The 25,477-nt window shown below is 30.1% G+C and carries 33 protein-coding genes; 9 read left to right on the top strand and 24 right to left on the bottom strand.

Going from position 1 to position 25,477, the window contains the following annotated elements; genetic code table 11:
• The 9 genes from Q0L65_RS03690 to Q0L65_RS03650 all read left to right on the top strand — a co-directional run.
• Positions 1-2,847: hypothetical protein (locus Q0L65_RS03690; protein WP_296683611.1), on the top strand; the 2,847-nt coding region annotated here is incomplete at its 5' end.
• Entirely contained in the window at positions 2,844-3,221 is a 378-nt protein-coding gene (locus Q0L65_RS03685; protein WP_296683608.1) for a hypothetical protein, read from the top strand. The genes Q0L65_RS03690 and Q0L65_RS03685, both read left to right, overlap by 4 nt.
• A 4-nt stretch (positions 3,222-3,225) precedes the next feature.
• Positions 3,226-3,747 (top strand): hypothetical protein, encoded by a 522-nt coding sequence (locus tag Q0L65_RS03680; protein WP_296683605.1) that lies wholly within the window; start codon positions 3,226-3,228, stop codon positions 3,745-3,747.
• Positions 3,748-3,750: 3 nt separating this feature from the next.
• The gene (locus tag Q0L65_RS03675) at positions 3,751-4,509 is read left to right on the top strand and encodes a hypothetical protein (protein WP_296683602.1); all 759 of its coding nucleotides are present in this window, start codon (positions 3,751-3,753) and stop codon (positions 4,507-4,509) included.
• Between the two features lie 159 nt (positions 4,510-4,668).
• Positions 4,669-5,256: a hypothetical protein gene (locus Q0L65_RS03670; protein WP_296683600.1), complete on the top strand. Its 588-nt coding sequence runs from the start codon at positions 4,669-4,671 to the stop codon at positions 5,254-5,256.
• An 8-nt stretch (positions 5,257-5,264) separates the two neighbouring features.
• Positions 5,265-6,764 (top strand): hypothetical protein, encoded by a 1,500-nt coding sequence (locus Q0L65_RS03665; protein WP_296683597.1) that lies wholly within the window; start codon positions 5,265-5,267, stop codon positions 6,762-6,764.
• Positions 6,765-6,776: 12 nt separating this feature from the next.
• The gene (locus tag Q0L65_RS03660; protein ID WP_296683594.1) at positions 6,777-9,926 is read left to right on the top strand and encodes a hypothetical protein; all 3,150 of its coding nucleotides are present in this window, start codon (positions 6,777-6,779) and stop codon (positions 9,924-9,926) included.
• A gap of 5 nt (positions 9,927-9,931) precedes the next feature.
• Positions 9,932-10,432, top strand: a complete 501-nt coding sequence (locus Q0L65_RS03655) for a ferritin-like domain-containing protein (protein WP_296683591.1) — start codon at positions 9,932-9,934, stop codon at positions 10,430-10,432.
• Positions 10,433-10,435: 3 nt separating this feature from the next.
• Positions 10,436-14,020 carry a hypothetical protein gene (locus tag Q0L65_RS03650; RefSeq protein WP_296683589.1) on the top strand — a complete coding sequence of 1,195 codons (3,585 nt, stop codon included), beginning with the start codon at positions 10,436-10,438 and terminating at the stop codon, positions 14,018-14,020.
• A 12-nt stretch (positions 14,021-14,032) separates the two neighbouring features.
• Here the strand turns inward: Q0L65_RS03650 and Q0L65_RS03645 are convergent, their stop codons facing one another.
• From Q0L65_RS03645 to Q0L65_RS03530, 24 genes are all read right to left on the bottom strand, one after another.
• Positions 14,033-14,491 carry a DUF1064 domain-containing protein gene (locus Q0L65_RS03645; RefSeq protein ID WP_296683585.1) on the bottom strand — a complete coding sequence of 153 codons (459 nt, stop codon included), beginning with the start codon at positions 14,489-14,491 and terminating at the stop codon, positions 14,033-14,035.
• Positions 14,491-14,916: a hypothetical protein gene (locus Q0L65_RS03640; RefSeq protein WP_296683582.1), complete on the bottom strand. Its 426-nt coding sequence runs from the start codon at positions 14,914-14,916 to the stop codon at positions 14,491-14,493. The genes Q0L65_RS03645 and Q0L65_RS03640 overlap by 1 nt, the downstream gene beginning before the upstream one ends.
• Before the next feature lie 164 nt (positions 14,917-15,080).
• Positions 15,081-15,506: an HNH endonuclease gene (locus Q0L65_RS03635; protein ID WP_296683577.1), complete on the bottom strand. Its 426-nt coding sequence runs from the start codon at positions 15,504-15,506 to the stop codon at positions 15,081-15,083.
• Between the two features lie 232 nt (positions 15,507-15,738).
• Complete coding sequence (locus Q0L65_RS03630) at positions 15,739-16,083, bottom strand: hypothetical protein (protein WP_296683574.1); 345 nt, start codon at positions 16,081-16,083, stop codon at positions 15,739-15,741.
• Positions 16,076-16,465, bottom strand: coding sequence for a hypothetical protein (locus Q0L65_RS03625; RefSeq protein WP_296683572.1), 390 nt, complete (start codon positions 16,463-16,465; stop codon positions 16,076-16,078). The genes Q0L65_RS03630 and Q0L65_RS03625 overlap by 8 nt, the downstream gene beginning before the upstream one ends.
• Entirely contained in the window at positions 16,450-16,704 is a 255-nt protein-coding gene (locus Q0L65_RS03620; protein WP_296683569.1) for a hypothetical protein, read from the bottom strand. Before Q0L65_RS03620 ends, Q0L65_RS03625 begins: the two co-directional genes overlap by 16 nt.
• A gap of 1 nt (position 16,705) precedes the next feature.
• On the bottom strand, positions 16,706-17,296 hold the full coding sequence (locus tag Q0L65_RS03615; protein WP_296683566.1) for a MazG-like family protein: 591 nt from the start codon (positions 17,294-17,296) through the stop codon (positions 16,706-16,708).
• Positions 17,271-17,447: a hypothetical protein gene (locus tag Q0L65_RS03610; RefSeq protein ID WP_296683560.1), complete on the bottom strand. Its 177-nt coding sequence runs from the start codon at positions 17,445-17,447 to the stop codon at positions 17,271-17,273. Before Q0L65_RS03610 ends, Q0L65_RS03615 begins: the two co-directional genes overlap by 26 nt.
• A 1-nt stretch (position 17,448) precedes the next feature.
• Complete coding sequence (locus tag Q0L65_RS03605) at positions 17,449-19,047, bottom strand: hypothetical protein (RefSeq protein WP_296683556.1); 1,599 nt, start codon at positions 19,045-19,047, stop codon at positions 17,449-17,451.
• Positions 19,040-19,207, bottom strand: coding sequence for a hypothetical protein (locus Q0L65_RS03600; protein ID WP_296683553.1), 168 nt, complete (start codon positions 19,205-19,207; stop codon positions 19,040-19,042). The genes Q0L65_RS03605 and Q0L65_RS03600 overlap by 8 nt, the downstream gene beginning before the upstream one ends.
• 62 nt (positions 19,208-19,269) lie before the next feature.
• A complete protein-coding gene (locus Q0L65_RS03595) occupies positions 19,270-19,551 on the bottom strand; it encodes a hypothetical protein (RefSeq protein ID WP_296683550.1) in 282 nt (93 codons plus the stop codon).
• A complete protein-coding gene (locus tag Q0L65_RS03590; RefSeq protein WP_296683547.1) occupies positions 19,506-20,240 on the bottom strand; it encodes a metallophosphoesterase in 735 nt (244 codons plus the stop codon). Before Q0L65_RS03590 ends, Q0L65_RS03595 begins: the two co-directional genes overlap by 46 nt.
• Entirely contained in the window at positions 20,237-20,569 is a 333-nt protein-coding gene (locus Q0L65_RS03585; protein ID WP_296683543.1) for a hypothetical protein, read from the bottom strand. The genes Q0L65_RS03590 and Q0L65_RS03585 overlap by 4 nt, the downstream gene beginning before the upstream one ends.
• Before the next feature lie 2 nt (positions 20,570-20,571).
• On the bottom strand, positions 20,572-20,796 hold the full coding sequence (locus Q0L65_RS03580) for a hypothetical protein (RefSeq protein ID WP_296683540.1): 225 nt from the start codon (positions 20,794-20,796) through the stop codon (positions 20,572-20,574).
• A 15-nt stretch (positions 20,797-20,811) separates the two neighbouring features.
• The gene (locus tag Q0L65_RS03575; RefSeq protein ID WP_296683536.1) at positions 20,812-20,979 is read right to left on the bottom strand and encodes a hypothetical protein; all 168 of its coding nucleotides are present in this window, start codon (positions 20,977-20,979) and stop codon (positions 20,812-20,814) included.
• Positions 20,976-21,218: a hypothetical protein gene (locus Q0L65_RS03570; RefSeq protein ID WP_296683534.1), complete on the bottom strand. Its 243-nt coding sequence runs from the start codon at positions 21,216-21,218 to the stop codon at positions 20,976-20,978. The genes Q0L65_RS03575 and Q0L65_RS03570 overlap by 4 nt, the downstream gene beginning before the upstream one ends.
• The gene (locus Q0L65_RS03565) at positions 21,215-21,520 is read right to left on the bottom strand and encodes a hypothetical protein (protein ID WP_296683530.1); all 306 of its coding nucleotides are present in this window, start codon (positions 21,518-21,520) and stop codon (positions 21,215-21,217) included. Before Q0L65_RS03565 ends, Q0L65_RS03570 begins: the two co-directional genes overlap by 4 nt.
• Positions 21,517-21,750 carry a hypothetical protein gene (locus Q0L65_RS03560; protein ID WP_296683527.1) on the bottom strand — a complete coding sequence of 78 codons (234 nt, stop codon included), beginning with the start codon at positions 21,748-21,750 and terminating at the stop codon, positions 21,517-21,519. The genes Q0L65_RS03565 and Q0L65_RS03560 overlap by 4 nt, the downstream gene beginning before the upstream one ends.
• 2 nt (positions 21,751-21,752) lie before the next feature.
• Entirely contained in the window at positions 21,753-23,504 is a 1,752-nt protein-coding gene (locus Q0L65_RS03555) for a BT4734/BF3469 family protein (RefSeq protein ID WP_296683525.1), read from the bottom strand.
• Complete coding sequence (gene thyX, locus Q0L65_RS03550) at positions 23,501-24,148, bottom strand: FAD-dependent thymidylate synthase (protein WP_296683522.1); 648 nt, start codon at positions 24,146-24,148, stop codon at positions 23,501-23,503. The genes Q0L65_RS03555 and thyX overlap by 4 nt, the downstream gene beginning before the upstream one ends.
• Entirely contained in the window at positions 24,135-24,302 is a 168-nt protein-coding gene (locus tag Q0L65_RS03545) for a hypothetical protein (RefSeq protein WP_296683520.1), read from the bottom strand. The genes thyX and Q0L65_RS03545 overlap by 14 nt, the downstream gene beginning before the upstream one ends.
• Entirely contained in the window at positions 24,299-24,541 is a 243-nt protein-coding gene (locus tag Q0L65_RS03540; RefSeq protein ID WP_296683518.1) for a hypothetical protein, read from the bottom strand. The genes Q0L65_RS03545 and Q0L65_RS03540 overlap by 4 nt, the downstream gene beginning before the upstream one ends.
• Positions 24,538-24,672, bottom strand: coding sequence for a hypothetical protein (locus Q0L65_RS03535; RefSeq protein WP_296683515.1), 135 nt, complete (start codon positions 24,670-24,672; stop codon positions 24,538-24,540). The genes Q0L65_RS03540 and Q0L65_RS03535 overlap by 4 nt, the downstream gene beginning before the upstream one ends.
• A gap of 11 nt (positions 24,673-24,683) precedes the next feature.
• The gene (locus Q0L65_RS03530) at positions 24,684-25,361 is read right to left on the bottom strand and encodes a helix-turn-helix domain-containing protein (RefSeq protein ID WP_296683513.1); all 678 of its coding nucleotides are present in this window, start codon (positions 25,359-25,361) and stop codon (positions 24,684-24,686) included.
• Positions 25,362-25,477: the final 116 nt, after the last annotated feature.

Here is a 25,477-nt window from a genome sequence, read left to right as displayed (position 1 = left end):
TTTACAATAATACCAGCTACATCTTCAAATGTTTTAAGAATAAAAATACCATATATACATCATCAAATAGATTCTACTCCAAGCAATCCAGATGATTCTGTTTATACATATCAAGATGAATACTATCATATAAAAATAGATAGTGTTAGATTATATTCTTCTTCTGGAAATGTTTATGCTAGTTGTAAATCAAATAGAAGTTACGAAACTGGTATTGTTTATTTAGATGATGATGGAAGATATTCTACTGTATTGTCGTCTAAAGATAATACTGCTTTTATACCTATCAAAAATAGTATAAATAGCAATTCTTTACAATTAGAAATAAAACATAAACCACCATATTGGGCTAATAGATATAAAATATTCGTAAAAGATAGTAAATTAAGCTATCAAACAATATATGGAGTTATAGCATATCAAGAAGGTAGTTTTTTATGGATTAAATTAGAGGGTCAAGATAAACAAAAAGTACAAGAAGGCGATTATTTAATTGTAAAGAAAAATATAAATGGACCTTCTGAAGAAGTAATAAAATTACAGGTTTTAGAATATGCTGTTAAACCTAAAGATTTTATATCTGGAAATAAAAACCAATTAAATGAGGATTTAATAGAAGCTGCTGGAGTATATATAAAAGTAAAATCATCTGGAGCTTTAAATATAGATGGAATTGAAAAAAACTTTTACGAATTCAATAAAGAATCAGCTAATATGGGTGATTACTTTTTTGTTTTTGCAGGTGGTGCTAATGGTTTTTCTAAAAACATAGGTACATATACAATGCCAATTTCAGAAGATATTGCTATAACGCCTGGTAGTAGAATAACTATAGATATTTCAAATACAAAAGGTGGAAACTCTGGTAATAATGTTCAGTTTAAAAAAGATTATATAGTAAGCGATAGTTATGATAATTTTCAATCTTGGTTCGAAACAGAAGGAGATGGATTAGGTGATTTTAAAACATATGAATTTGTTAGAGGATTTACTAAAAACGAATCTTCTTCTGGAGGTGGTTTATTTGGTATTGGAGGTTTAGAAGAATATGGAGAAGTAATAACATTAGACCCTAATGGATTTTTATATTTAAAAATTAAAAACCAGTTAAATGGTAATGGTCAAAATAGATCTTTTTTATATGCAAAAATAACCATAACTACAGGTTTTAGTGTTTTGATACTTGAAACAGATCCGAAAGATAATCATTCCGAAGTTTTTTACGAAACTCAAGACACATATTTAATTAATAATGGGTATCATTTAGGTAAAATAAATTCCGATACAAGTCAATCATTAACTTCTAATTCAGCAATAATAAATTTAGATTGGTTCAACTGTTTTACTCAAGGAAATGGAGCCGAAAGTTATATTGTTAAAGATGTATTTAATAAAAATTTCTTATCTACAAATTCAAGACCTAATGCGGTTCAATTAGATGGATATAAAGAAAGAAGAAATATAGCTTCATTAACTTATAGTGGTGCATTTGATAAAACAACAAATTATAATTCACTTAATGAATTCAATTTATCAAGAGCAAATTATAAAGATTTAGACGATAAATATGGTAGTATTCAAAAAATACATTCAAGAGATACTGATTTAATCATATTGCAAGAAGATAAGGTTCATAAAGTATTATATAATAAAAACATATTAACAGATGCTATAGGTGGTGGTCAAATATCTTCTATAGAAGAAGTGTTGGGTCAAGAAGTTCCTTTTTCTGGAGAATGGGGTATTAGTATTAATCCAGAAAGTTTTTCTTATTATGCTAATTCTTTGTATTTTACAGATACTACAAAAGGAGTTGTATTAAGATTAGGAGGAGATGGATTAGAACCAATATCAAGATACAAAATGAGAGATTGGTTTTCTGATAATTTAAGAACGTATAAATCAAACTTTAAATACGGAGGATACGATCCAGTTCATAATAATTATATATTATCACTATCAGATTCAAAAGTTTCTTATGAAAATATACTTGTTTGTAACCAAAAAATACAATGGTTAAATATAGAACCTAATTCAACTTATATTTATAAAATTAATTTAGGTTCGAATATAGGAACACATACAATAGATTATAGTTTAGATAGTGGTGATTCTGCTGATTTTGATGTAAATATAAATGGAGTTACTACAACTTTTAGTAACAGGACAGGTTCTGGAACTTTATCTATCTCAAAACCAACTAGTGGTAGTGAAGGTGTATTAACAATATACAATACATCAAATACGTTAGTTTCATTATCTTTGACAAATCATTGCGTTACAACACCTGAATTGGAAGTTATTACTTTAGTAGTAAATGATGATTTAGATGTTAGTAAATCTATGACAAATAAATATTATTGGAGTAACTCTACTTTAGGTAAAAGTGGAGAATCTTCTTTATTAGATGTATTTTTATCAAGTGGTATTTCTAGATTTAATTCTGATTTTGGAAATGAAGGTGAGAATGAAATACCTTATAATAATTCATTAATAAGAGTTACATCAACAAAAGAAACTGGAGAGTTTACTTCTTGTAATAAAATAGGTTATGTTATAACATCTTCTGATTTAGACGCTCAACAAATAATAGATACAGCAACTTACCCAACAATTATAAATAGTGGTTCAGATAACTATATAGAATTTAATTTTACAAGAACATCTGGTCAAAAACTTTATTTAATTTGGGATTATATAGATGTTGAAAATTGCGATGTTATTGCAACTCAAATAGAATTATGTTATAATGAAACAGATTATTTAATAGCTTGTGATTGTTCATCAACATCAGATTACTCAAATTTAGATTATTCATCAGATTATTTTATAGATTCATTATTATGACAAAAACAGAAATACAAAACTTAATAGACGTTAACTTAGCTAGTGGAAGTACAATTACCGCTACAGAACACAGAGCTGTTGAAACTGCTATATTAAATTATATAGCTGACTCAGCTCCATTATTAAAAGGAACATTAACATTTGGAGATATTTATAGTGGTCACGACAATGCAACTATTTCATTTTCTGATTTAGGAACTTCAGACTATATAGTTTTAGGAACTATAGTTTCAAAAGCAACTGGTGTTACTAATCAAGATGAAGTTATATTTGTTGTTAAAGATAAAACATCTACATCTTTTAAAGTTTATTTTAGAGAAATGCAATCTGTAGTTCAAAATTTTGATTTTGATTACGTTATATTTAAAAAATAAATAGATGCCAATATCATCAACATTTTATATAAATTCAAATAGTTTTATTACAGCAACTTCAGTATATACTGATGTTACTTTATCTAATAAAGCTACAGATGGTTATTATTCGTTTGGAGGTATTTATAGACAACAATTATTTGGTAAGTTATTAGAGCCTTTTAATTGTGATGGAAGTCCTATATCTGTAGATTGTGTGGTTTCTGATTGGTCTGGATGGTCTGAATGTATAGATGGTCAAATCACAAGAACAAGAACTGTTATAACGACAGCATCAAATGGAGGTGCTGAATGCCCAATATTAACAGAATCTCAATCTTGTAGCACATCAATACAATGTTTTAATTATTCAGTTGAAAATAGAAATCCATATACTGTAAATGTTACTTGGACTGATTGCGATGGAATAACTCATGTTGTTGGTCTTCAAAAAGATAGAACAGCTACATATACATGTGTTCAAGAAGGAATAATATCAGTTAGTCCTAGTACTGGAACAACAATAACTAAATTAACAGCTTGTTAAAAAATGGCAAATACAATATCGTTTGACGAAAAAAATAATGGATGGACATCTATGTGGTCTTACAAACCAGAGTGGATGTCTAGGCTTGGTGATAATTTTTATTCATTTAAAAAGGGTCAGTTATTTAGACACCATTCAGAAGTATCTCCTAAAAATTTCTTTTATAATGAAGATGGTGTTTTAACTAATCATGATTCAACTATTACATTTGCATTTAATCAAGACCCTAGTGATGTAAAACATTTTAAAACAATATCATTAGAATCTAGTGATAACAATTGGGATGTTGAATTAAAAAGCACTATGGATTCAGGCTACATAAGTTCTTCTCATTTCCAAACAAGAGAAGGAGAACATTATGCTTTTATAAGAAGAAATGAAGCTGATTCGACAGATTTTCATCATATTTCAGTACAGGGTCTTGGAACACCAATATCAAGAAGTGAAAACACGTATACTTTTAATAGTTTACCTTCTTTTTTATCAGAGGAGGATTGTCTTTATTTTGTAAAACCAAGTGATAGTACAATCGTTAAAGTTGGTAAGTTGGTTTCATTTGACTTATATCAATTAACAACTATAACTCCAAATCCATCTATAACAATAGAGAATAATGCTTTTTATTTTATAGCTAAAAATGCAGAGGCTGAAAGTTATGGTATTAAAGGATATGTGTTAGAAGTAAAGTTAACTTCTACTGGTGAAGGAACACCACAAGATTTATATTCTGTAAACGCAGAAGTGTTTAAATCATTCCAATAGGTATTAAACATTTGTTTAATAGGTATTAAAGAAAAGTTTAAAGATAATAATATATATATATATAAATATATATATAACTATGTGTATCTAACAATATTTAATTATCTTTGCATACTTTATGATTGTGAACAAAACAATAATATATAAAAATAAAAAATAATGTTTGGACTTATATCAGGTGGTTTATCTTTAATTGGAGGTGCTTTTCAAGCAATACAAGGAGCTAAACAGGCTAGTGATGCTAAAAATGCATTGATGGAATTAAAGGTTCCAGAATTAAAAAATGTTACAGAGGGTCTTCAAGTAAGTACTATGGGTAACGATTTAAAAGTGGAGAATGCTGGTAACAGATTTGCTCAAAATGTAGATACATTACGTTCTGGTGGTATTAGAGGAGTTATAGGTGGATTGTCTTCAGTAAATGCACAAGCTAAACAAACCGATTTAGAAGTAGCTGCTGATTATGAGAAACAACAAAATGATATAGCTCAAATGGCTGTTGAAGATGATGCTAGAATTAGAGCTATGCAAGAACAAAGATACCAAAACAATGTGGCTGCTTTATCTTCTCAAGTAAATGCTGGACAACAATCAATGATGCAGGGAATTAGTGGTGCTCTACAAGGAGTTTCTAGTGGTATTCAAATGGATCAATCTAGTAAGCAATTTGATAAAATGCTTGGAAGTAATAATTCTGATGCTTACAAATCATATTTTAAATCTCAGTTAAACCCATTCGGTAAATAAATATATAAATGGCAATAGGAAAAGCAGGTGCATACGCAACGGTAGAAGCTCCTAAAGTAGACTTTGGAGAGATAGCTGTTAACGCTCAAAAAATTCAGCAAATGGATTTGGAGAGACTTAAGGATATGATTCCAAAACAAAAGGAAGTAAAACCACAAAAACCAATTGAGTTTAATGTTGGAGAAAAATCTGGTAGTTATGCTTGGGATAAATCAGCACTTACTTATGTTCAAAATAATATAAGTGAATTTGCTGATTTAGATTCTAAAATACAAAAAGGAGTAGCTACTACTGATGAAATGGTTAGACATTCTACATTAAAAAATTCTGTCTCAGATTTAGCGAAAACAGCAACAGCTATAAAAACATCTGGTAATAAATTATTAGAAATAACAGGTAAAACATCTAAAGCGTTTCAACCAATGTTTGATGCTTCTCATAACTTTTACGCTAATGAAGGTCAAAGCTCTATAGTTTTACCTGATGGAAGTTTTCAAAATTTCAAAACAAATCCAGATCAGTCACTAGTATTAGATTATAAAGGGAAACCTGTTACTTCTATGTTTATAGATAATTATGGTAATGTAAAAGATAGATGGACTCAAGGGGAAATAAATAGCGGGGCTATTACTAATATACCTTTAGCTACAGATTTGAATAAAGTAGCTACCGAAATCGGAAACAATATTGGTAAAAATACAACTCAAACAGATAATGGAATAACTAAGATACTTTATACTGGATTAAATAAAACTCAAATAGATTCTGCTAAATCTCAAATAGACGTTCTTCTTAATAACTACACTACGTTAGCTGATTTAGCAACTCAAGTGGATTCTAATAGGTTTCCAGAAGCGAGACATAAAGACGATTATTCTGATGAAGATAAGAAGTATATAGCTTCAAAAGTGTGGGGTATTGTTTCTGGAACTACAGATAAATCTGTAATTAAAAATGTAGATCAATCAGCTATAGATAGACAAAAAGACAAAACTGGATTTGTAATATCATCTATAGACAGGGTTAATTTAGTTGATAATTTTAAAAATAAATTTGGAAAAGATGTTAAATATACTGGAAATCCATCTGATTATAATCCTAATCCAATAGGTTTAACTAAAATTAAAATGTTATTGACTCCTGGTCTTGGAGGATATGTTCCTCAAAATGTTTTATATAACCACAAAACAGGAAATATTGAGGTTCAGGGAATTAGAGTTTCTAAAACAGCTATGAAAATGGCTTTGAAAAAAGCTGGAGTAGCTACTTTTGAAGAAATGACTCAAGACCAACAAGAATTTGCTTTGTCATCTTTTGGAATGCCTAATGAAACTAATAACTTTGTTAGACAACCAAGTGCGGCTATGTTAAATGAAGTATTGAGACAAACTGGTTATAAAAATGAGTCTGAATTAAGAAAAGCTTTAGGTGGTACTGGAGTAAGTGCAAAATCTAATACTAAAGAATTAACTGTTGCTGAAAAAATGAGACAAGCAGCTGGTAAATAAAATTTAAAAAAAATGAACGAAGAACAATTAAAATTGCTTTACGATAGCTACGCTTCTAAAAATGGATTTTCTAATTATAGTGAGTTTAAATCATTAATGGATAACGATAATAGCAGAAAAGTATTCTTTGAATCATCAAAAAAAGAGTTGGGTTTTAAAGATTACAATGAATTTAACAGCTTAGTCGGTTTAAAAAAAAAAGATTCTTCGGAAAAAGTTTGGGGTTCAAAATCAAAACCGAAAGATGTATATACTACATTGGTTACAGAAGCTCCAAAGAAAACTGGGGGATTGGTATCTTCAAATGGAATAAGTAAAAAGAAATTTCCATTCGGATATATAGACACAAATAGTATAGCTCCTGACTTTGATAAAATGAAGCCAGTGAGCTCTTCTGTTTCTAATGCAAAAGGAGTTACAAGTGGTGTTAGAGAGGTTCAATTAAGAAATTACTTGAAAAGTGTAAGTGTAAATGATTCAAACTCAGAAGAAGTTAGTAAAATGACTGATGAATTATCATCTATTGTTAGAAATAGAAATGATATTTACAATGAGAAAGTTAATAGCGCCTTCGCTGCATTAAATCAAGTTGATAAAACAAAGGTAGATTCAAAAATAAAAGAGGAGGAAAATCCAGGATTGTTTAAGTCTGCAATAAATAAAGTTACTGACGTACTTGGAAAAGTAACTAATAATGTATTTGATGAATTTATGGGTAATAACCCAGAGTATAAGTTTACTGAAAATACAACTCCATTTAAAGACCAAATAGCAAAGTATAAGAAATTACATCCTCAAGCTACAGATAGTGAAGCATACATCGTTGGTAAACAAATGAGAGCTCACGAGATAGAGAGAGAAGAGATAGCTAGAAATTATGCCGAAAAAGTACCTCAACTAGATGATGACGTAAAAGCATCTTTGAGGTATAAAGATATATCTGTAGTTTCTGATATAAATGATATACAAAAAGGTATTGCATTAAATGTACAATCAATATCTAATAAAGTAAAATTATTATCTCAAGACTTAAAATCACAAGAAGCTATCTTTAAGTCTGGTCAAGGAAACACACAGGAATTTTTAGATTCTTATAAATCAAACATAGAAGAATATAATAAACTACAATTAGATTACACTAATTTACTTGACGATTACGAAAAAAACGATAGTAAAAAAACTAGCGCTAAAGAAAGAATTAAAATGTATTCTTTAAACTATGGTCTTATAGATTCTGTAGTTGGTAATGTTACTTCAGCATCTGCTGATATAGTTGGTGGTGCTATAAGAACACTTGGAGATGTAGAAGGAACTATAGGTAAAAAACTTAAGGGTCAAGATAATGAAACCTTAAAAGGTATAGGTAATGTTTACTCATCTTTCTCTAATACAACAAAACAGGTAGGTGGAGCTATACAGGGGTTTGGAGAGAAAATTGGTGAAGATACTAGACACGTATCTTTATCTGACATTGTTGATTCTGATAATCCAGTTGAAATGTTTGGTAGATATGCAGTTCAAACAATAGCTGGTATGGCTCCATATTCTTTTGCAGAGGTTAAAGGATTCTCTATGGGTGCTAAAGCTATTATAATGGCTGGTGGAGCTGGTGGAGTTTCAAAAAGAATTGATGAAAGCGGAAAGAATTATTCTGAGTTAGAGAAGTATTCTGCTATGGCTGGATATGCTGGAGCTGAATACCTAGCCCTAGGAGGTGCTAGTAGAGCTTTACAGGGATTAAAACCTATTTTAGGTAGTATGAGTGCTTTTGAAAAAGAAACGTTCGATAGAGGCGTTAAAAGCTTTTTTGAAACAAATATAAATAGATTATCAAGAGGTGTTTTAGAATCAAATAAAACTGGAGTTGTAATGGCTTCTTCTGCGGCTACTAAAATGTTTGTTGATGAAGTTGTACTTGGTCAAAAAGTAGATGATAGAACAAAGAAAATATTAGTTGGTTATCTTGATGGGGCTGCTATGCATTCTATTTTAGCAACTGGAGGGTTAGCTGGTGGTTACGCATTGGAAAAATTCTCTGACAAAACAGATATGAATAAATTCAAAAGTAATATTGTCGAGATGACAAAATTACATAAGGAAATAACAATAGGTGGTTTATCCGATAAAGATATTAAAATAGCTAAAGATAGAATAGAAGTTTTAAATAAAAGAAATCAAGAGTTTATAGATAAAAAAGCCAATGACTTTGGTAGATTAACTAGACAACAAAGGTTTAATATTTTAGATATAGAAGATAAAAAACAAAGTATACGAGATAAAGTTAAGGAATTAAAAGATAGTGGTATACCTGAAGATGCAATGTCTGGTATTAAAAATGATTTAGCTAAAGAGTGGAATTCGTTAGAAGAAAAAAGAAAATCTATATTTGAAGATAAGCATAATCATTTAGATACCATGACTGCTTCTGATAAAGATAGGCTTATGTCTGATGCTGAGGTTTCTTTAAATAAAGAACTTAATCCTACTGGTAAAAAACAGTTAAAGATAACAGAGGAGCAAATAAAAGATAAAGCTTTAGAGATTCAAAAATATGTAGATTATGTAGATGGTTTGGATATTAAAGATTTGGAATCTAAAAAGAAAGACGCAATGTCTGAATTAGAAAAAGACGTTACAGATGCACAAAAAGAGTCTGGATTTAAAATAACTAATTACGATGTTCTCAAAAAGGTTGTTGAGAACGAGAAGAAAGATAATGCTGTTAAAGAAGATTTTTCAAATGTAAAAGATGAAGGGGAAGTTCCTACGGAAACAAAAACTGAAGTTGTTACAGAACCTGTTGCTAAAGAACCAGTTGAGAATATTAAAGTTAAAGAAGAGTCTGTTGATAAAGAAAATAAATCAGAGGAAACTAAAAAAGTATCTGATGATTATGTATCTTTGTCAGACGAAATAAAAGCAAAAGAGTCTGAGATAAAATCTACTGAAGAGAAAATAGCTAAAAGTAAATCTGAGAATAGAAAGTCTAAGATGGAAGAGGCTAAATCTGAACTTGAAAAACAGAAAAAAGAATTAGAATCAAAGAGAGATGAAGCTATTAATTCTGATGAAAAAATGAAATTTATTCACGACAACATGGATAAACTAATTAAAGAGCTTGAGAAAGCTGATAAACTTAAAAAAGAACCTTGTAATTTATAATACAAATGATTAAACCAGACAAATTAAGTAAAGAAGTAGTTGATTTATTACTTTTAGGATTACAAAAAGAATATGAACATAGTTATTTCTACCAATCTGTAAGTAATTGGTGTGCCTCTGTTGGCTTTGTACAAGCTGCTGAATTCTTTTTAAAAGAGAGTGACGAAGAGATTGTTCACGCTAGAAGATTTCAAAACTATTTAATAGATTGGAATGTCATACCTCAATTACCAATAAACAAAACTCCTAGAATATTAGAGTTTAAAAATTTGTTGAATTGTGTAGAAGAGATATACGATAATGAAATAAATCTTTACGAAGAGTACAATGATATTTCAATGAAGATTTTTAAATGTGGCGATATAAGTGCTTTTGATTTTATGCAATTTTATAGAGATGCACAAAAAAGTTCCGTTACTACATTTAGTGATATGTTAAATAAACTTGAAGGAGTTGATGTTAACGATAAGTTTAAAATGTTATTACTACAAGAAAAATTATTTTAATATATGGCTAATCCATGTAATCAATATACATACACAGATAAGAACGGTAACACTAAAACATACGAGAGTAAAGAAGAACTTGCAAAAGCACTTTACGATGGTCTTTTAGATGAAGCAGTATCTAATAAAGATATAAAATCTAAAGGTGCTACTAAAGTTATTGGGAAAGAATCTGATGCATCACTTAAGTCTAAAAGAAAAAGTGCTATATCTAACTTATCAACTGGTAAAATAGATAAGTCTCAACACTCGTTAGGCGTTATAGGTGGTTTTTTATCCATAAAACCAGAGTATGTACCTGCTGAGTTTAAAAAAGAGTATGCTAAATACTTAGAGAAAATAAGTGGTAGAAATATTGACATACAGGATAAGTCTTTGTTTTTGCAAGAGCTAGGTAATTTAACTTCAGAAATAAAAAAATCTATGGTTGAGCCAGAGGTTGAAGAACCAAAGCAACCAAAGGATAATTCAGAGGAAATGTCTTCGCTTAAAGATTCTATAAATAAAACAGTGGAGTCTTTAAATGCTGAAGATAGTATTATAGGAACTACGTTTTTAGATAAAGACTCTAAACAACATGCTGATTTTATTAGAGATACTCTTAATCAAGGCTCTAAAACAATGTCTGGAAATGAATTGAAAAATAAATGGATAGATAGTTTGAAACCCGAAGAACTAAGGTATTTTTATAAGGTATTATCTGGATTAGATAAAGGATTGCAACAAGCTGGCCTTGTAGATGTTAGGCAATCAATTGATGAATTTAAAAGAGAATCTGAATTAAAACCAGCTATAGAAAAATCAAAGGAACTTACTGACTGGGCTTTATCAAAAAGAGCTATAGCACTAGGATTTAAAATTTTTAATGCTAAAAACCAATTAAATAAATCAGCTCTTTACCATCAATTAAGAAATTACCCTAAGTATTGTATAGATTCTATATTAGGTAATGTTATGGATAGTCCAATATATAAAAATATATACGGTAAAATGGCTATGCAAATTGGAGCTCATGAAACTTATAAATCAAAACAAGAGTTTCAGATTTTAAATCCAATAGAAAACGCTCAAAATAAAGCATATAAAGGAAATCCTGGAGATATACTTAAATCAAATGTTAGACAGACACTGTATACCATACAAAGAATGCATTTAGAAGGAGGTAATTCAAAAATAAATAGAAATGTATCAGAATATATAGATAAGGCGTTAAATAGAAATTCTAATGCGTATAGTGAAGATACTAAAGAAGCTATAAAAGAAGAGTACGATAACTTTATGAAGATAACTAAAGGAGGTTCAGATATAGAATCTTACTTTAAAAGTCTTAATGAAGCTGACAGAAAAATGATAACTGATTTAGATGCTTTTTATAGTGGTGATATATCTTCAAAAGCAGAGAGTACTAGTTATTTTGACGAGAAGAGAGCTTTAGAGTTTAAAAATAAAGGTATATATAGACCTGTTGATTTCTTTAGTAATACCAAAACAATGGAGAGTGTTAAGAATTCAATAGCTGGTAATGCAGATATGTTTTTAAAACCGTCTATGAAGTCTGGAAATTTAAAAGAAAAGACTGGTGCTACTGGTGACTTTGATTCTGTTTTAAATATAACACAACCAATGAATACCGCTAACTCTTACCTTACCGATGTATCGTTACAATATCATGTTTTATATGAATCTAGAGTTGTAAGCTCATTACTTAATAAATTAAAATCAGATAAGTCTTTATCAGACAAACATAACGCATTAGTTAATTACTTAGAAGCTATACATGTAAACTCATTAGATAGTTTTATAAATAGAGAGTATTCAGATTTTGGTATTTTAACAAGTCTTGAAAAGGTAATTACTAAATCTCAATTGGCTGGAGTTGAAAAAGCAACTGCTGAGTTAGGTAGTAATATTGTTAACTCTGCTACTCACATTCCAGATATAGCTAATGGATTTAATATACTATATAATATGGAGAAAGAAGGTGTTAACTTTAATGATATATTATATAATTTAAAATTTCCACAAGGTTCTAGGGTATTATCTGACTCTCATTTTAGAGGTAATGCTGACGTACCATTTGAAAAAAGAGTTTCTGCTAACCAAAATATTAGTTCTGATTTAAGAAATAAACTTGTAGAGATATATCATAGAACTCACGCAGCAGAAGGTAAACAAGCAATAGAAAAAATTCAATCGTTTTTAGTAGAAGCCCCAGATGCATTTGTAGCTAAAAGATTTATGATTGGTTTATTTGACAAGACGTTTTCTGAATTAAATAATGGTGTAAAACCAGATTATAAAAAAATAGCAGAGGGAGATGTTGAGTATATGGATGCTCATAGAAGTATAATGGAAGATGCAGTTATAAATGCTGATACAAATCTATCTAGTGTATTATCCAGTAAAAATCCCATGACTAATGCTGATAAATTATTATCATCAGCAAATGACTCCTCTGTAACAAAAGCGTATGTTAAGGCTCAATCTCTATTTGCTAGTCACATGACTTCTCAAGCTGGAGGAGCATATTTAGCTATTAAATCAGCTTTAAATAATGGTGTAATATCAAAATCTGAGGCTGCTGCAATTTTAGCTCAAAAGATAGCGGCTCAAGTAGCGTATACAGTTATAAACAACAGATTAAAAGCACTTATATTTACAGGGGTAATAGCACCGATAATAGGAATGGAAGTCAATGACGACGATGAAAAGAAAAAAGGAACTCTTTCACGTCAAATAGCTGGTGGTGCATTATCAATGATTACATCTGGATTTGGTAGTGCAACAAGGTCTATTATGAACTATGGAGCATCAATGGTTGAAGAAAAATACGGTGAAGATTTAGGGTTAAGAGATGGTGAATATGACCAATCAAGTGCTGTAGTACAAAGTGCTTATAGCCCAAATAAAACCACTGGAGAGAATTTAGTTAGATTAGGAACTTCATTTCTTGGAGCTAAAGGATTGGTTGCTAATGAAGGTATAGATATTTATAAAAACGCAACGAAAGGTAATTATTTTAGTGTTGGTTTAGGAGTAGCTAATGCTGGTGGGTTAGTTCCAGCATACAAAGACATTAAATTATTTGCTAAAATGTCTGATAATGAAGGAGTTCCTGATTTAGATGCACAACAAAAGATAATACAGTCTGGAAATATTGGTAAAATAGAGAGGATGGAATTTCAGAAAAAGAAATTTATTGAAGATTATTTTTACAATAGACTATCTAGGCAAGTTAAGTTTAAAGCTGAAGGGCTTACAAAGGAGCAGATATTAGCTAAAGAAGAAGAAGGTTGGAAGAAATTTGGAAGAGTCTTTGAAAGTGTTCCAATAGAAATGTCTAATCAAGCTAGGGATTATGCTAAAAAGAAAATAGATATAAAGAGTGGTAAGATACCAGATTATGCTGTTGAATTTTCAAAAAAATCTAAAGTAGAGAGAGAGATGTGGGTTGCTGGTATTTTAAAAGAGTATGATGGTAAGAAAATACCAAAAGAAACGATGTCTAAATTAGACGCTTACACTATGATAGGAGCGATAAAGCCTTCTGAACTACAACAAGCAATTATATATAAAAGTAAAATGTAAAAATAAACCCCCTTAATTGGGGGTTTTTAGTAACTTCTTTACTTCTTCAAAAACAAAAGTACATTGACCTTGATTTCTAGGGGTAAATAAAACATAATCTAATTTATTATCGGCTATCCACTTCTTAAATAGTTTAAACCTCATAGAGAATACATCGGTGGCTAATCCTTTACACTCGATTATTATTCTTTGGTTTCCATTCTCTACAATAAAGTCTGGAGTGTATATAATACCAAGATGTTTTTTACCTCCTTTGTCTACTAATTTATCTTTACTATTTATTGTTTTCTCATAGGACTTATTAGGAAAGTTAAATGGATTGATGATTGTGAACTTCTCCTCCTCATACTTGCATTTAATACCGTTATCATCAAGAAGTTTATACATGTATACTTCGAGTCTACTTTGGAATTTCTTTCCTTTATACTCAGTCTTTTGAGCTCTGATTAGTGGAGTACCTTTCTTTCTCATTATAGAGTTTGTTTTAGTTTCTCAAGGTATAGAATTAAGTCCATAGCCTCTTGCTTTGCGTGTTCAATCCAGTCTTTAGTTGTCAAGTCGTCTCTATCTAAAGTAGTACCGTATTTTTTAATACCAACTGAAGACCTATCTCTGAATTGATTGACAATAGATTCTACTACTGAGTCTGGTTTTACCTCTTCGTGATTTATAACTTCTATACCTAAAAGCTCAATAAACCTTTTAGTATCAATTGGTTTGATATTTGTGAAATTATCACATACTTCACTCCAGAAATTATGACCTTCTTTAGTTTGTTTCCAAGCAAAAGCACCTCCTAATATTTCATTTTCATCAGCGTCTTTTCCTTGTTGAACCATTCTTTTTAGAGCTTTCTTTTTTAAATCTTTTGGTAATTCTTTAATTTTTACAAACATTTTTAATTTAATTTAGATTAATAATTTGATGTCTCTCCATCAGTCACCTATATTGTTATTTACCTAGTGTTATGAATAACTTCCGATTACAGCTAGATAGTGATACGACCATAACAACGACCAACATTATAAGGTTTATAAGGATTCTTATTTCATAATCAGTTTTATATTTTTCTGTGAGAATATATACCTCCACACCTCCTAGAGCATGTTGGAGTCTTTCCACTTGTTATTTTTGAGATAACATTTTTTCTTTTCTTTGAAAATTTGGCATTACAAACTGGACATTCCATTTCAATATCTTTTGTTTTTTTTCCAGAACTAACAACATATTTTCTTGTATTTTCTAACCCGCTTAGTATTTGTAAATTTTCAATGCTATCATTTAACTTATTGTTATCTATATGGTCTACTTGTTCTTCCTTATTAAGTAGTCTTTTTAGTTTTACAGACATTAAATATCTAGCATAAGAAACTGTTGTTTTAGTATTGTCTTTTCTTACAAGTAAAACAAGTCTTCTAGGTTCTTTATTTATGTTTAAATAACCAGCTTTAAAATCTAAAAACGGAAATTCTAAATCTATTTTCATACTTATTTTTTTAGTGGACCTGGGGAATCTCGAAATCCCATGTAACCTTTACGCTTTCTACGCATTATGAGTGCGAGGCGATACAAGTCCGTTACTAGTCTTTCCTAGTAGTCATTTAGGCAGCACCGTCCTAAAACGCACTTTAGACGAATAGGTCTAGGTTTTTTAAAACTTGCTGAGTTGTGTTTTACCTTAGGAACTCTGACGTGCTTATCGTTGCAAATATATTGTATTAAATTAGTTTATCAAAGATTAAAACCTTTTTTTCTCTAACCTCTTCTATATTCTCCATAAACTTTCTTATGTAGTCAGCTAAAAGTATAGCATCGTTCTCTCCTAGAGAAGCTATATCTACAATCATTTGGTTTTTGAAGTTTAAAGAGTTTGTAAGAATCTCAGGATCTTCATTATATACTCTATGATAGTTTTGCATTATATCTTTCTCTAATGCATCCTTAAACATGTTAGCTGTATTCTTAGCTCTGCCTTTAAGATTGTACTCATCCATTAGCTCTAAAGCCAATTGAAGAGTTACTAATAACTCAATGCCATTCTTTACGTTTGTTATATTACTCATAATAACTCTCTTTAATTATTTCCTCATTAAAATCTTTATCCAACGTAGTTAACATACCATCAAAAAACATTAAGTATTGTTTATTATTTGATGAATTAACTACTCTGTCATAATTATCTTCAATAGATGTAGCAAAAAATATAGATAAATCTTCTTTATCATTTATTTTATTTATATCTATCAACATATCTAAATACAAATCAGTGTCAATACCAATAATTATGTCAGAGAACTTTTTAATATCTTTATGTCTAAATACCTCAGCTCTTAGTGCTGTTACATTATTTAATTGACTAACAACTGGTTTTGATAAATCAGCATTAATAATTAAGTTTTCAGTATTGTTTGGATTGCTTTTTTGTAAAATCATTCTTTTTCCCATTTTGTTTTTTTTATTATCTCATTTATTAATTCTAAATACTCCATATCAGTAAGAGTCATGTACTTTCCGTTATTGTCAAAAACCTGAATGTCATAAACAGATATGTTTACATTGTCATTCTTAAAACAAACGTATAGGGTAAAGTCGACAGTGTAGTCTTTGTCAAGCACCACGTTGTAATATTCTTTTCTTTTACTATTCTTTGTAAACTCTACCTCTATACTTTGCTCTATATTCATTCTATTTGTCTTTTACAAATTGTCCTTCGACCATCTTACCAGTTCTTTTTGATATAACATTGTAAGCAGAGTTTAAACAATTAAGTAATGGAACTCCTTGCATCTTAGCTTGAATTATAATTGTAACTAAAATGTCACCAAGAGCATCTACAATTTCAAAAGTATCTTCTTTATCAATAGCATCAATTAATTCATTACATTCTTCTAATGTTTTAAGTGCTTGACCAGTTGTTGTAGCCTTATCAAGTATACCTTTATCTTTAGCCCACTCTAAAACCATAAACTCTAACTCATCATAATTATATATGTTTGAGTCGTCAAAGTACGGAGCTACCAAATTGTAGTCACGTCTTAAATTCTTATCGTACTTTAGACTAGAGTTAAAATCTTTTATTAAGTGTACTGCTCCAGAATGGTTTCTATTACCAACATACTCTACCATAGATTGGTAAGTTACCTTTGGTATTAACTTCTTACAAAAGAAATAGAATAATGATTTAGCTCTTACATTATGAGCCTCCCTATTTTGGTTTTTTAATTTTACACTAAGTTTATCCTCTATAATACTAGCTATACTTTCTAACGTGTACATACTTATCTCCTTTTAAAATTGCTATTTGCGTTTGTATCTCTCTCTTGTCATCTACTAATGACTCATCATTACTACCTCTTTTCATTAAGTAGTTTAGTTTAGCATCAATTACTGCTAATTCTTCTTTTAAAAAATCTATAGCATCAATCATATTAAAGCGTTGTAAATTTATTATTAATTATATGGACATGATGTCCTTTACCATTAGGGTATATAACAAAGTTTGAATTCATCCAAGAACTAGCTCCTTTATTATAACCTACCCTTAAATGCGTTAACGTACCAACAGAACAATGACCATCTTCACGACAAGGTGTGTGAGTATGTCCTGTAACATTCTTAGTGTTTAGGTTTTTGAATTGGATAACGCCTCCTCTACTTCCATTACTACCAATATGTCCATGCATACCACATTCCCATTCATTTATCCTATAACTATCATCAATACCTAGACAAGTAACGTTTTTAACATCGCTAAGAAACATTGGTACTATACCAATACTTTTATCATCTCTAGATAGTAGGTTTGCTAATCTTAAATAAGCTTTTTTGTTTATTGTCTTTCTCCAATCAACATCTTTTAACCATCTATCTAAAAACTCATCGTGATTACTCCTAACCATTACAAAGTTATATTCTGAAAATAAATCAAAAAACTGAATAACATTACTTAACTCTTCATCTAAATCATCTGTTCCATCAGCTTCCCTTTTCATTAGTATAAATGGATCCATTCTTTCGTGATGAGATATTGAGTGACCATTAAATACATCGTGAAGAACTATATCTTTACATTTTAAGTAGTCAGACAATACAAATGATTGCTCCAGTATATCTGGATTAGTTTCTCCTAAGTGTAAATCTCCAAATACAATAGCTTCTACTCCACTATGTAGCATAATTTCTCCGTCTGAAACAAAGTATTTTAAATCATAAAAAGAACCGTCTTCTTCACATTGTACTTGTCTGATGTGAAAGCTATCTCCATCTATCTCTACAATTACAAATCCAAGAGTATGGTGAAACTCACCTTTCTTTCCTGATTTTGTATCGGTATAATTCTCTACTGAAACACTACCAGTAGATAGCAATAACTTATGTGGATAACCATCAAGTATTGGTAGTGATTTTAAGTGAACTCTAGGATGTCCTACTATACAACTTTCAAGACCAGTCATACCATTTAATCCTGATAATGGAGTTGATGCCGTAGGCTGTATCTTTACATCTGATAATAAACATAGGTTGTCGTGTATTTTATGTCTATTAGCATCTAAGTAAGGTATAACTCTAGGATGCCACGAATTATTTAGATTCTTTTCTTTTGCCTTGGTATTTTTATTTGATTGAATTGATGTTGGATTTTTATACCTACCAGCAATAATATGTATTGAAGCGTCTATATGTTCAGCATACTTCTCAATATTATTTAAGAACCCCTCATGGATTTCTGTTTCAGATTGACACCAAGAAAAGATAAACCTACTTTTACTTTTATCTATCTCTTTGTTTTTAGCATCTTTAAAAACATCTGTGTCTTCTATAGTATTATTAAAAGTACTATTTGTCAAACCAACTTTCTTTAGATACTTTGATATTGATCTTCTAACAGTATCATCGAAAGGGATTTGTAACTCCTCACATGTTTTTCTAGCAGCGTCAGCTATTGATACATCACCAGAGCTATATATAAAAGCAGCTCTTTCTTTAACTGACAACATGATTTTTTTTCTCTCTTCTTTTTTACTCATTTTCTAGGTCATTAATTATTGAATTTAAAATAGTTATTAATTTAATTATTGAGTCTTTAAACTCGTCATTACTTTCAAAGTATGACTCATAAATATCATCAGAAGAATTATTTATCTCCTTCATTGTGAAGTTTATGTAACCTAATTTTTTAGCATCCATAGCGTTATGTTATTTAATACTTCAAAAGTATAAAATAAAGTTATAAATAACACTATGTTTAATCAATTATTTTTATCGTAATATAATTTATACATCTCAAATACTTTTTTCCAAGCATCAATCTCTGAAAATACCTCTCTATTTTCTGTGGTATCTCTTTTATTGGTATCCTTTCTAAGAAATGATGGCTTTTTATAGTTGTCTAAACGATGTTTTTCTACCCAATACATTGTTGGTCTATCAGGTATGGGGTGTATACATATAGCTACACCCTCATTAATAGCGTATCTAGCATATCCTAACTCAAGAATGCTTGGGTTGTATATCTTTTTAATCTTTGCCATAAACTACTATTCTTTTCTATTAGGTTACCATTACTACTTAATTTTCCAAACTTACCATCAGTAACTACAGAACCGTTACTATATAACGTTTCGCCAACACTAAACTTTAAAACTCCAGCATTTATTATGTCGTCTGTATTATGTATGTGTCCAAATAAAGATAATCCTGGTTCTATCTCACGTATTCTATTGAATAAAGACCTGTCTCCACAATGTTCCATATTACCATTTTTATCATAAGACTTATCAAGAGCTCCTTTAGGTGGGCCATGTGTCACAACTATATCGCAATCTTCATTCATTGCCTTTCTCCAAAATCTTTCTAGCTTAACTCTATCTTTCATAAATGCCCACTGACCAAACTGAGGTGTGTGTGGAGATCCAAATATTTTTAAACCTAATACATTTACATATTCGTTTTCTAAATATATAATACCAGCATCTTCGAAATCTTTTTTTGTAACTAATTTTATCTCTATAGAAGTATCATGATTTCCAGCTACATATATTTTATGTTTAACATTAATATCTTTATACCAATCAATAAACCTTCTCATTTCTGACTCATTGTTGTACGGGTCTCTTGAGTTACTTGCGTCTCCAGAATGTATTACCAAGTCAATATTGTTTGGTATATCTAATAATTTGTGATAGCCATGTGTATCACTAATGTGCCATATCCTTATCATAATCCTTCTTTTTTTAAATCTTGTCCAAGTCTTTCTAAAAATGTTTGTTCTCCATCGTCACCAGATAATAGCCAATCAATTCTTTGAATATATACCTGAGACTTTTTAATAATAGGTATAGCCTCTTTAAATTCTTTTATAATATCTGGAGTAAACTTATAATGATATTTATCCTCTGGATATTTTTCATACCAATCAACGTCTTTCCAACCAGAGTCTTTTAACTCTTCATTTGTCTTGAGTTTTCCATTTTGTTTAATAAGTTTTTCTATATCTTCTATTACATCAGTAAATCTATACTGAATATAATCCCAGTGTCCTCCACTCATAATTATTCTTCGTATTTATGTTCAAATTCAACTTCATACCCCAGTTTCTTTAATACAGCTTCTAATGACTGTTCAACATCCATACCTACATAACTATTGTCAAGTACTTCTGGATTAGGATGTTCTAATCTCTCGTCATTCAGTGATATGTATGTACCGTAAGATGTGCAACAACCATCACCACATTCGTAATCCCAATCTTCAAAAGTTATTTTTAATTTTTTCATAATCCTTTTTCTTTTTTAAATATTGTTAATTTTTCTTATTATATTAATTAGATTTTGCTCTCTTTTAGTTGCTTTATAGTTTTTTTGCAAAAACTCTATCGCTTCTATTTTAATAGGTGTTTTTAAAAATATATATTTAAACCAAAATTTAAAAATTGAAATGTTATATTTAATTTTTTTCATAGATTTTCAATTTCAGATTTAACTTCTTCCCAAAAAGAATAATAATTTTCTTTATCATAATAAGATTTCAAATATTGTCCAATTTTTAAACAAGATAAATTATAAATTTCATCAATAGTTTTTATACAATGTCTTTTAGCTTCTAGTTTATCTGTGTAATATTCTCTTAAAGCTCCATTATCACCTTGATAAAGTGTATGTTTTTTTATTAACTCTTTTGCTTTTTGTTTTGGCGTCATAATCCTTTTTCTTTTTTAAATATTTCTAATACTTCTTTTGTACTTAAATTATTGCAATAACATCCTATTTGTACTTGAACTGGATTAGGTATGCCACAACAATAGTCGCTTCTTTGTCTGCAACATTCTGCTTCTACTTCAACTGTATATCCATTACCTCCACAATGTTGACAAACAAATTTTTCTTTCCAATCTGCAAACTCAATAGCATAATCATCTGCTACTTCTGCCATTTTATCTAACTCATTACTCTTTTTGTAATACTTTAAATAGACTTCAAAAAACTTTTCTTTTAGTGTCATAACTTCTCTATTTCTTGTTTAACTTCATACCAGTACTTTAGATTAGGATTTAATTCACCATTCATATTTGATAAATATGTATCAATGTATTCCCATTGCTTGATAATCTCATCAACTACTATTAATGCACATTCAATTGCATCTTCTGTGTAGATTTTTACATTTCTTTTGTCAAATAAATTATGCTTAAATTTATTTACTAACTCTATTGCTTTTTCTTTTGGTGTCATAATTAAAATGGTATATCGTCAAATGCATCTTTAGGATCTACAAATACATCTGCTTTTGGTTTATAAATTTCTTCTACATTATCATTATACTCTCCTATTATGTACGGTAATCCATCATCATTTACAGAGTAATCGAAGTCTGTAATAGGAAACCCTCTCGTATGTGTGAAGTGAGCTGTGATGTGAGTATCGTTGTTAACAACCGAACAAACTGTCTCTGCTTTCTTTAAAACAGAACTACCAATGTGTCCAACTGCTTTAGCACTACCATAATTAGAGTGAAGAATAGTTGTTAAGTGAAATTGCTTGTCATCTGTCCACTTCATAATCTTCTGAATAGCATTTTGACTCTCTTTCAAATCATTGAAGTCATCAACTAAATCTGCAAGACCGTCAATACCAATCAATCCAATATTATCTTTCATATCACTCTCGTATATAAGCCACTCTATAAACTCTAATCTCTGCTTTGGTTCGTATGGTCTTAATGCAAACGGTTTATAAAAGTCGCAAGATGTATCTCCAGTCATACGTAGAACTCTTTTAAACACGTTTTGAGCGTGAAAAGCTGACTGCTCCGTATCAATGTCTATAACAAAACAATCTCTATCTCTGTGGCTCTTAATTGAGTCTGCATATTGATTAGCTTTACCACCTATATAAGAAGCCATAATCATAGACTTTAAAAACGTCTTTTTAGATTTAGAAGCACCAACTATGCAAGAGAAGTTTCCATAAGTACCAAATGGTATCGGGAATACTTTACTACCTAAGCTGTGCTGACCTATACTAATAGCAACTGGCGGGTACTCAATCTTTTTTCTTACATCAACAAAAGAACTATCATAGATATTCTGAAAATTTATATTTACTTTTTTATCTACTTGTACTGACGATGGTGTATAGTCATCGAACTTAACATCTTCACTAAATATTTTAGTGTTGAATAAATGTGATTTTCTATACGCACTCTCTACGCAGTTTCTTATTTCTTCTTCATCGAATCCGTGATGAGCGAATTGCATCATAAATCCTTTGGCTTCTAACTCACTAATACCAAATTCATTGAATGCCATAGATAAGATATAAACATTTCTGTTTCTCTCACCCTCTACCATTCCATACCTTTCGCTCCACCACTTCATCAATCCAGATATAATCTTTTGACTATCCTGAATCTCTACCTTGAATTCTTTCTTTACAATCTCTTTAGGTTTTACCTTATCAATAAAAACCTCGCTGTCTTTATTTATAAAGATGTCCTTATCAGAACTCATGTAGCATATTCTACTTTCATTAACACAACTCTCATCAAAGTGCTTTGAGTTATAATACTCTTTAAGTGATAAGAAGTGTGCTCTGTGGTCTGCTATTTCACTAGGTATCCTAACTATCAATTTAAGACCGTCTCCAGATGGAGATATGAAAACAGAGTGTGTAAACTTATCATTAATTAAGAAGTCTCTATAATCGGTTAATGATTGTGAATTTTCAAATCCATCAAAGTCAAGGCAAATGAAACCACTATGATTAACAATAGCTAAATCACTTCTTTCTGTAAACTCTCCAGAGAACAATACACAAGGAAGTCTTTTCTTAATTTGATTCCTAGAAGACTTGTCTTTTTCAGATCTAACACTTAGTACTACTTCTTTTATCTTCTCTTCTTTTATACTTTCCAATACATAGTCTATATCTACATACTTAGGGTCTTTTAGAGAATATAAATCCTTGAATATTGTTACTTTACTCATAGCTTGAATGCTTTAATTGTATGTTCAAATGGATTACCATCAATATTTTTAACTAGCTGCAACATTTTTTCAGCTAACTCCCTAACTTCTACTTGACTATGTTCTGAATTTCTTAATCCTTGAAAGTGTGCAAAGCTTCTCCAATTAAAAGATACGTCCATTGTTATTTGAGAGTTGAATGTTTTAAAGAACCTAGCTGATTCCTTTGCTCTCTTTCTACCTAGTATTGGTGTTAATTCTTCAAGACATTGATGGTATAGAAAATTTCCTTCATAGGTAAAATTTTGTAACCTTTCACCCCAAGTGATTACATCATCACTAATCTCAATACCGAACCAATCTTCTGGTAGATATGTTTTGTCTTCTTTGAGTTCTTTATACCTAGCACTCTCGCCATTAATAGAAACACCTATACGATGTTTTAAGAGATGAATATGAGTTGCCTGGTCCACTGTTACTAAGAAATGTAAAGAACTCTTCTCAAACGGTGTATGATGACCTTCTGAAGCTAACATGTTTAATAAATTTGGTATTCTCTGTACCTTTGATTCATCTATATCTCTCGATGTTGATGTCCAAGCCGATAATGCGTGAACCTTATCGTCTCCGTACCAACCTAATAACTCTACTTTATTGTCGCTCATCTGCTAATTCTTTTAATGATTCGTTAATACTTTCTGGATGATAACCAGCTACAACTAATAGATTAGCCATATCGTTTAATACTACTGTTGAGGTGCTACCGTCAGGTATCTCAATAAAACTTGTTTTTCCGTAATACTCTAGTGTTATTTTCATTTGTTTAGATTTTGATTGTTTTTGTGTGCTTCTTGTTCAATCATTTTAGATAGCAATTCATCAGAGTATTTTTTGTGAGACAATTCTCTTATCTCTTTCTTTGAGAACTTACCTAAGTCTTTGTAACCTTTACAAGTATTACATATTACATCGTCAGTCCATCCAGTACTAATTATCACATAGCAAATATGACATAATGTAGCACCAATACCTCCGTTTAGTTTGTGTATAGGTCTCATTTTAGCATATATTTAATTGGTTTTGTATCAACGTGATTCTTAGCTAACTCTTTAGCCTTTTCTTTCAACTCAATGTTTAGTTCAAAAATACTTTTCTTCTTCTTTAAACTTCTTTCTTTTCTTACTGGCATGATATTTTATTTTAAATTCCCATTGATTTTAATAATTCTTTTCTTTTTCTTAAAGCAGCATCTTCTTTACTATCATCATGTCCATCTATGTTGACATACTTTTCAAACTTATCTGGTCTTGATATAAACTCAGGTGTTAGATACTTTGGATTAGCCTTGTGGAAGTCATCATCAAAACAATTCTTAATAGCTTTCATTATTTCTTGCTTTGAGTAACCATCTCTGAGACGTGCTCTGAATTGCTTCTTAGCTTTCTCATTCATAACTTTCATCTTCTTACCAGTAATCTTGTTGAATACCAATAACAGAGATTGAAAGTCAATATCATCTATATTACTATTTATAGTAATATTATTATTATCTTTAAACTTTTCTTTAATAGGGGTATCAAAGTTTTCTTTAACACCTACCAATAGTTTTATATTCCTATTTTGTATTTCTTTTGAGCCATCTTTGTATATCATTTTGGTCTCAATGTACCCATTTCTTATCAATTGAGCAACCCACTTAGAAATAGAGACTGTACTTACCTTGTACAAGTCCGAGAAGTACTTATTTGAGGCGTTACAGACACCATTCTTATTGCATAGACAAGTTATCTCTGCAAACAATAATTTTGCGTTAGGAGACAGATTTTCATCATATCTAACCTCAGCAGGTATTATTGCATAATAGTTAGGATTTTCCATTATTAGAAATTAGGGGTTAAAAAACCACCTAAAGAAATTAATCAATAGGTGGTTGTGGTTGTGGTTGTTAGTTATTACGATTTAGAAAGGCAAATCGTCATCTTCGTCATCTTGTT

Origin of the sequence: Flavobacterium sp. (genome assembly GCF_024642105.1) — a bacterium.
Taxonomy (GTDB): domain Bacteria; phylum Bacteroidota; class Bacteroidia; order Flavobacteriales; family Flavobacteriaceae; genus Flavobacterium.
The sequence above is the reverse complement of the archived record's forward strand: the minus strand, read 5'-3'. Positions and strand labels throughout refer to the sequence as shown.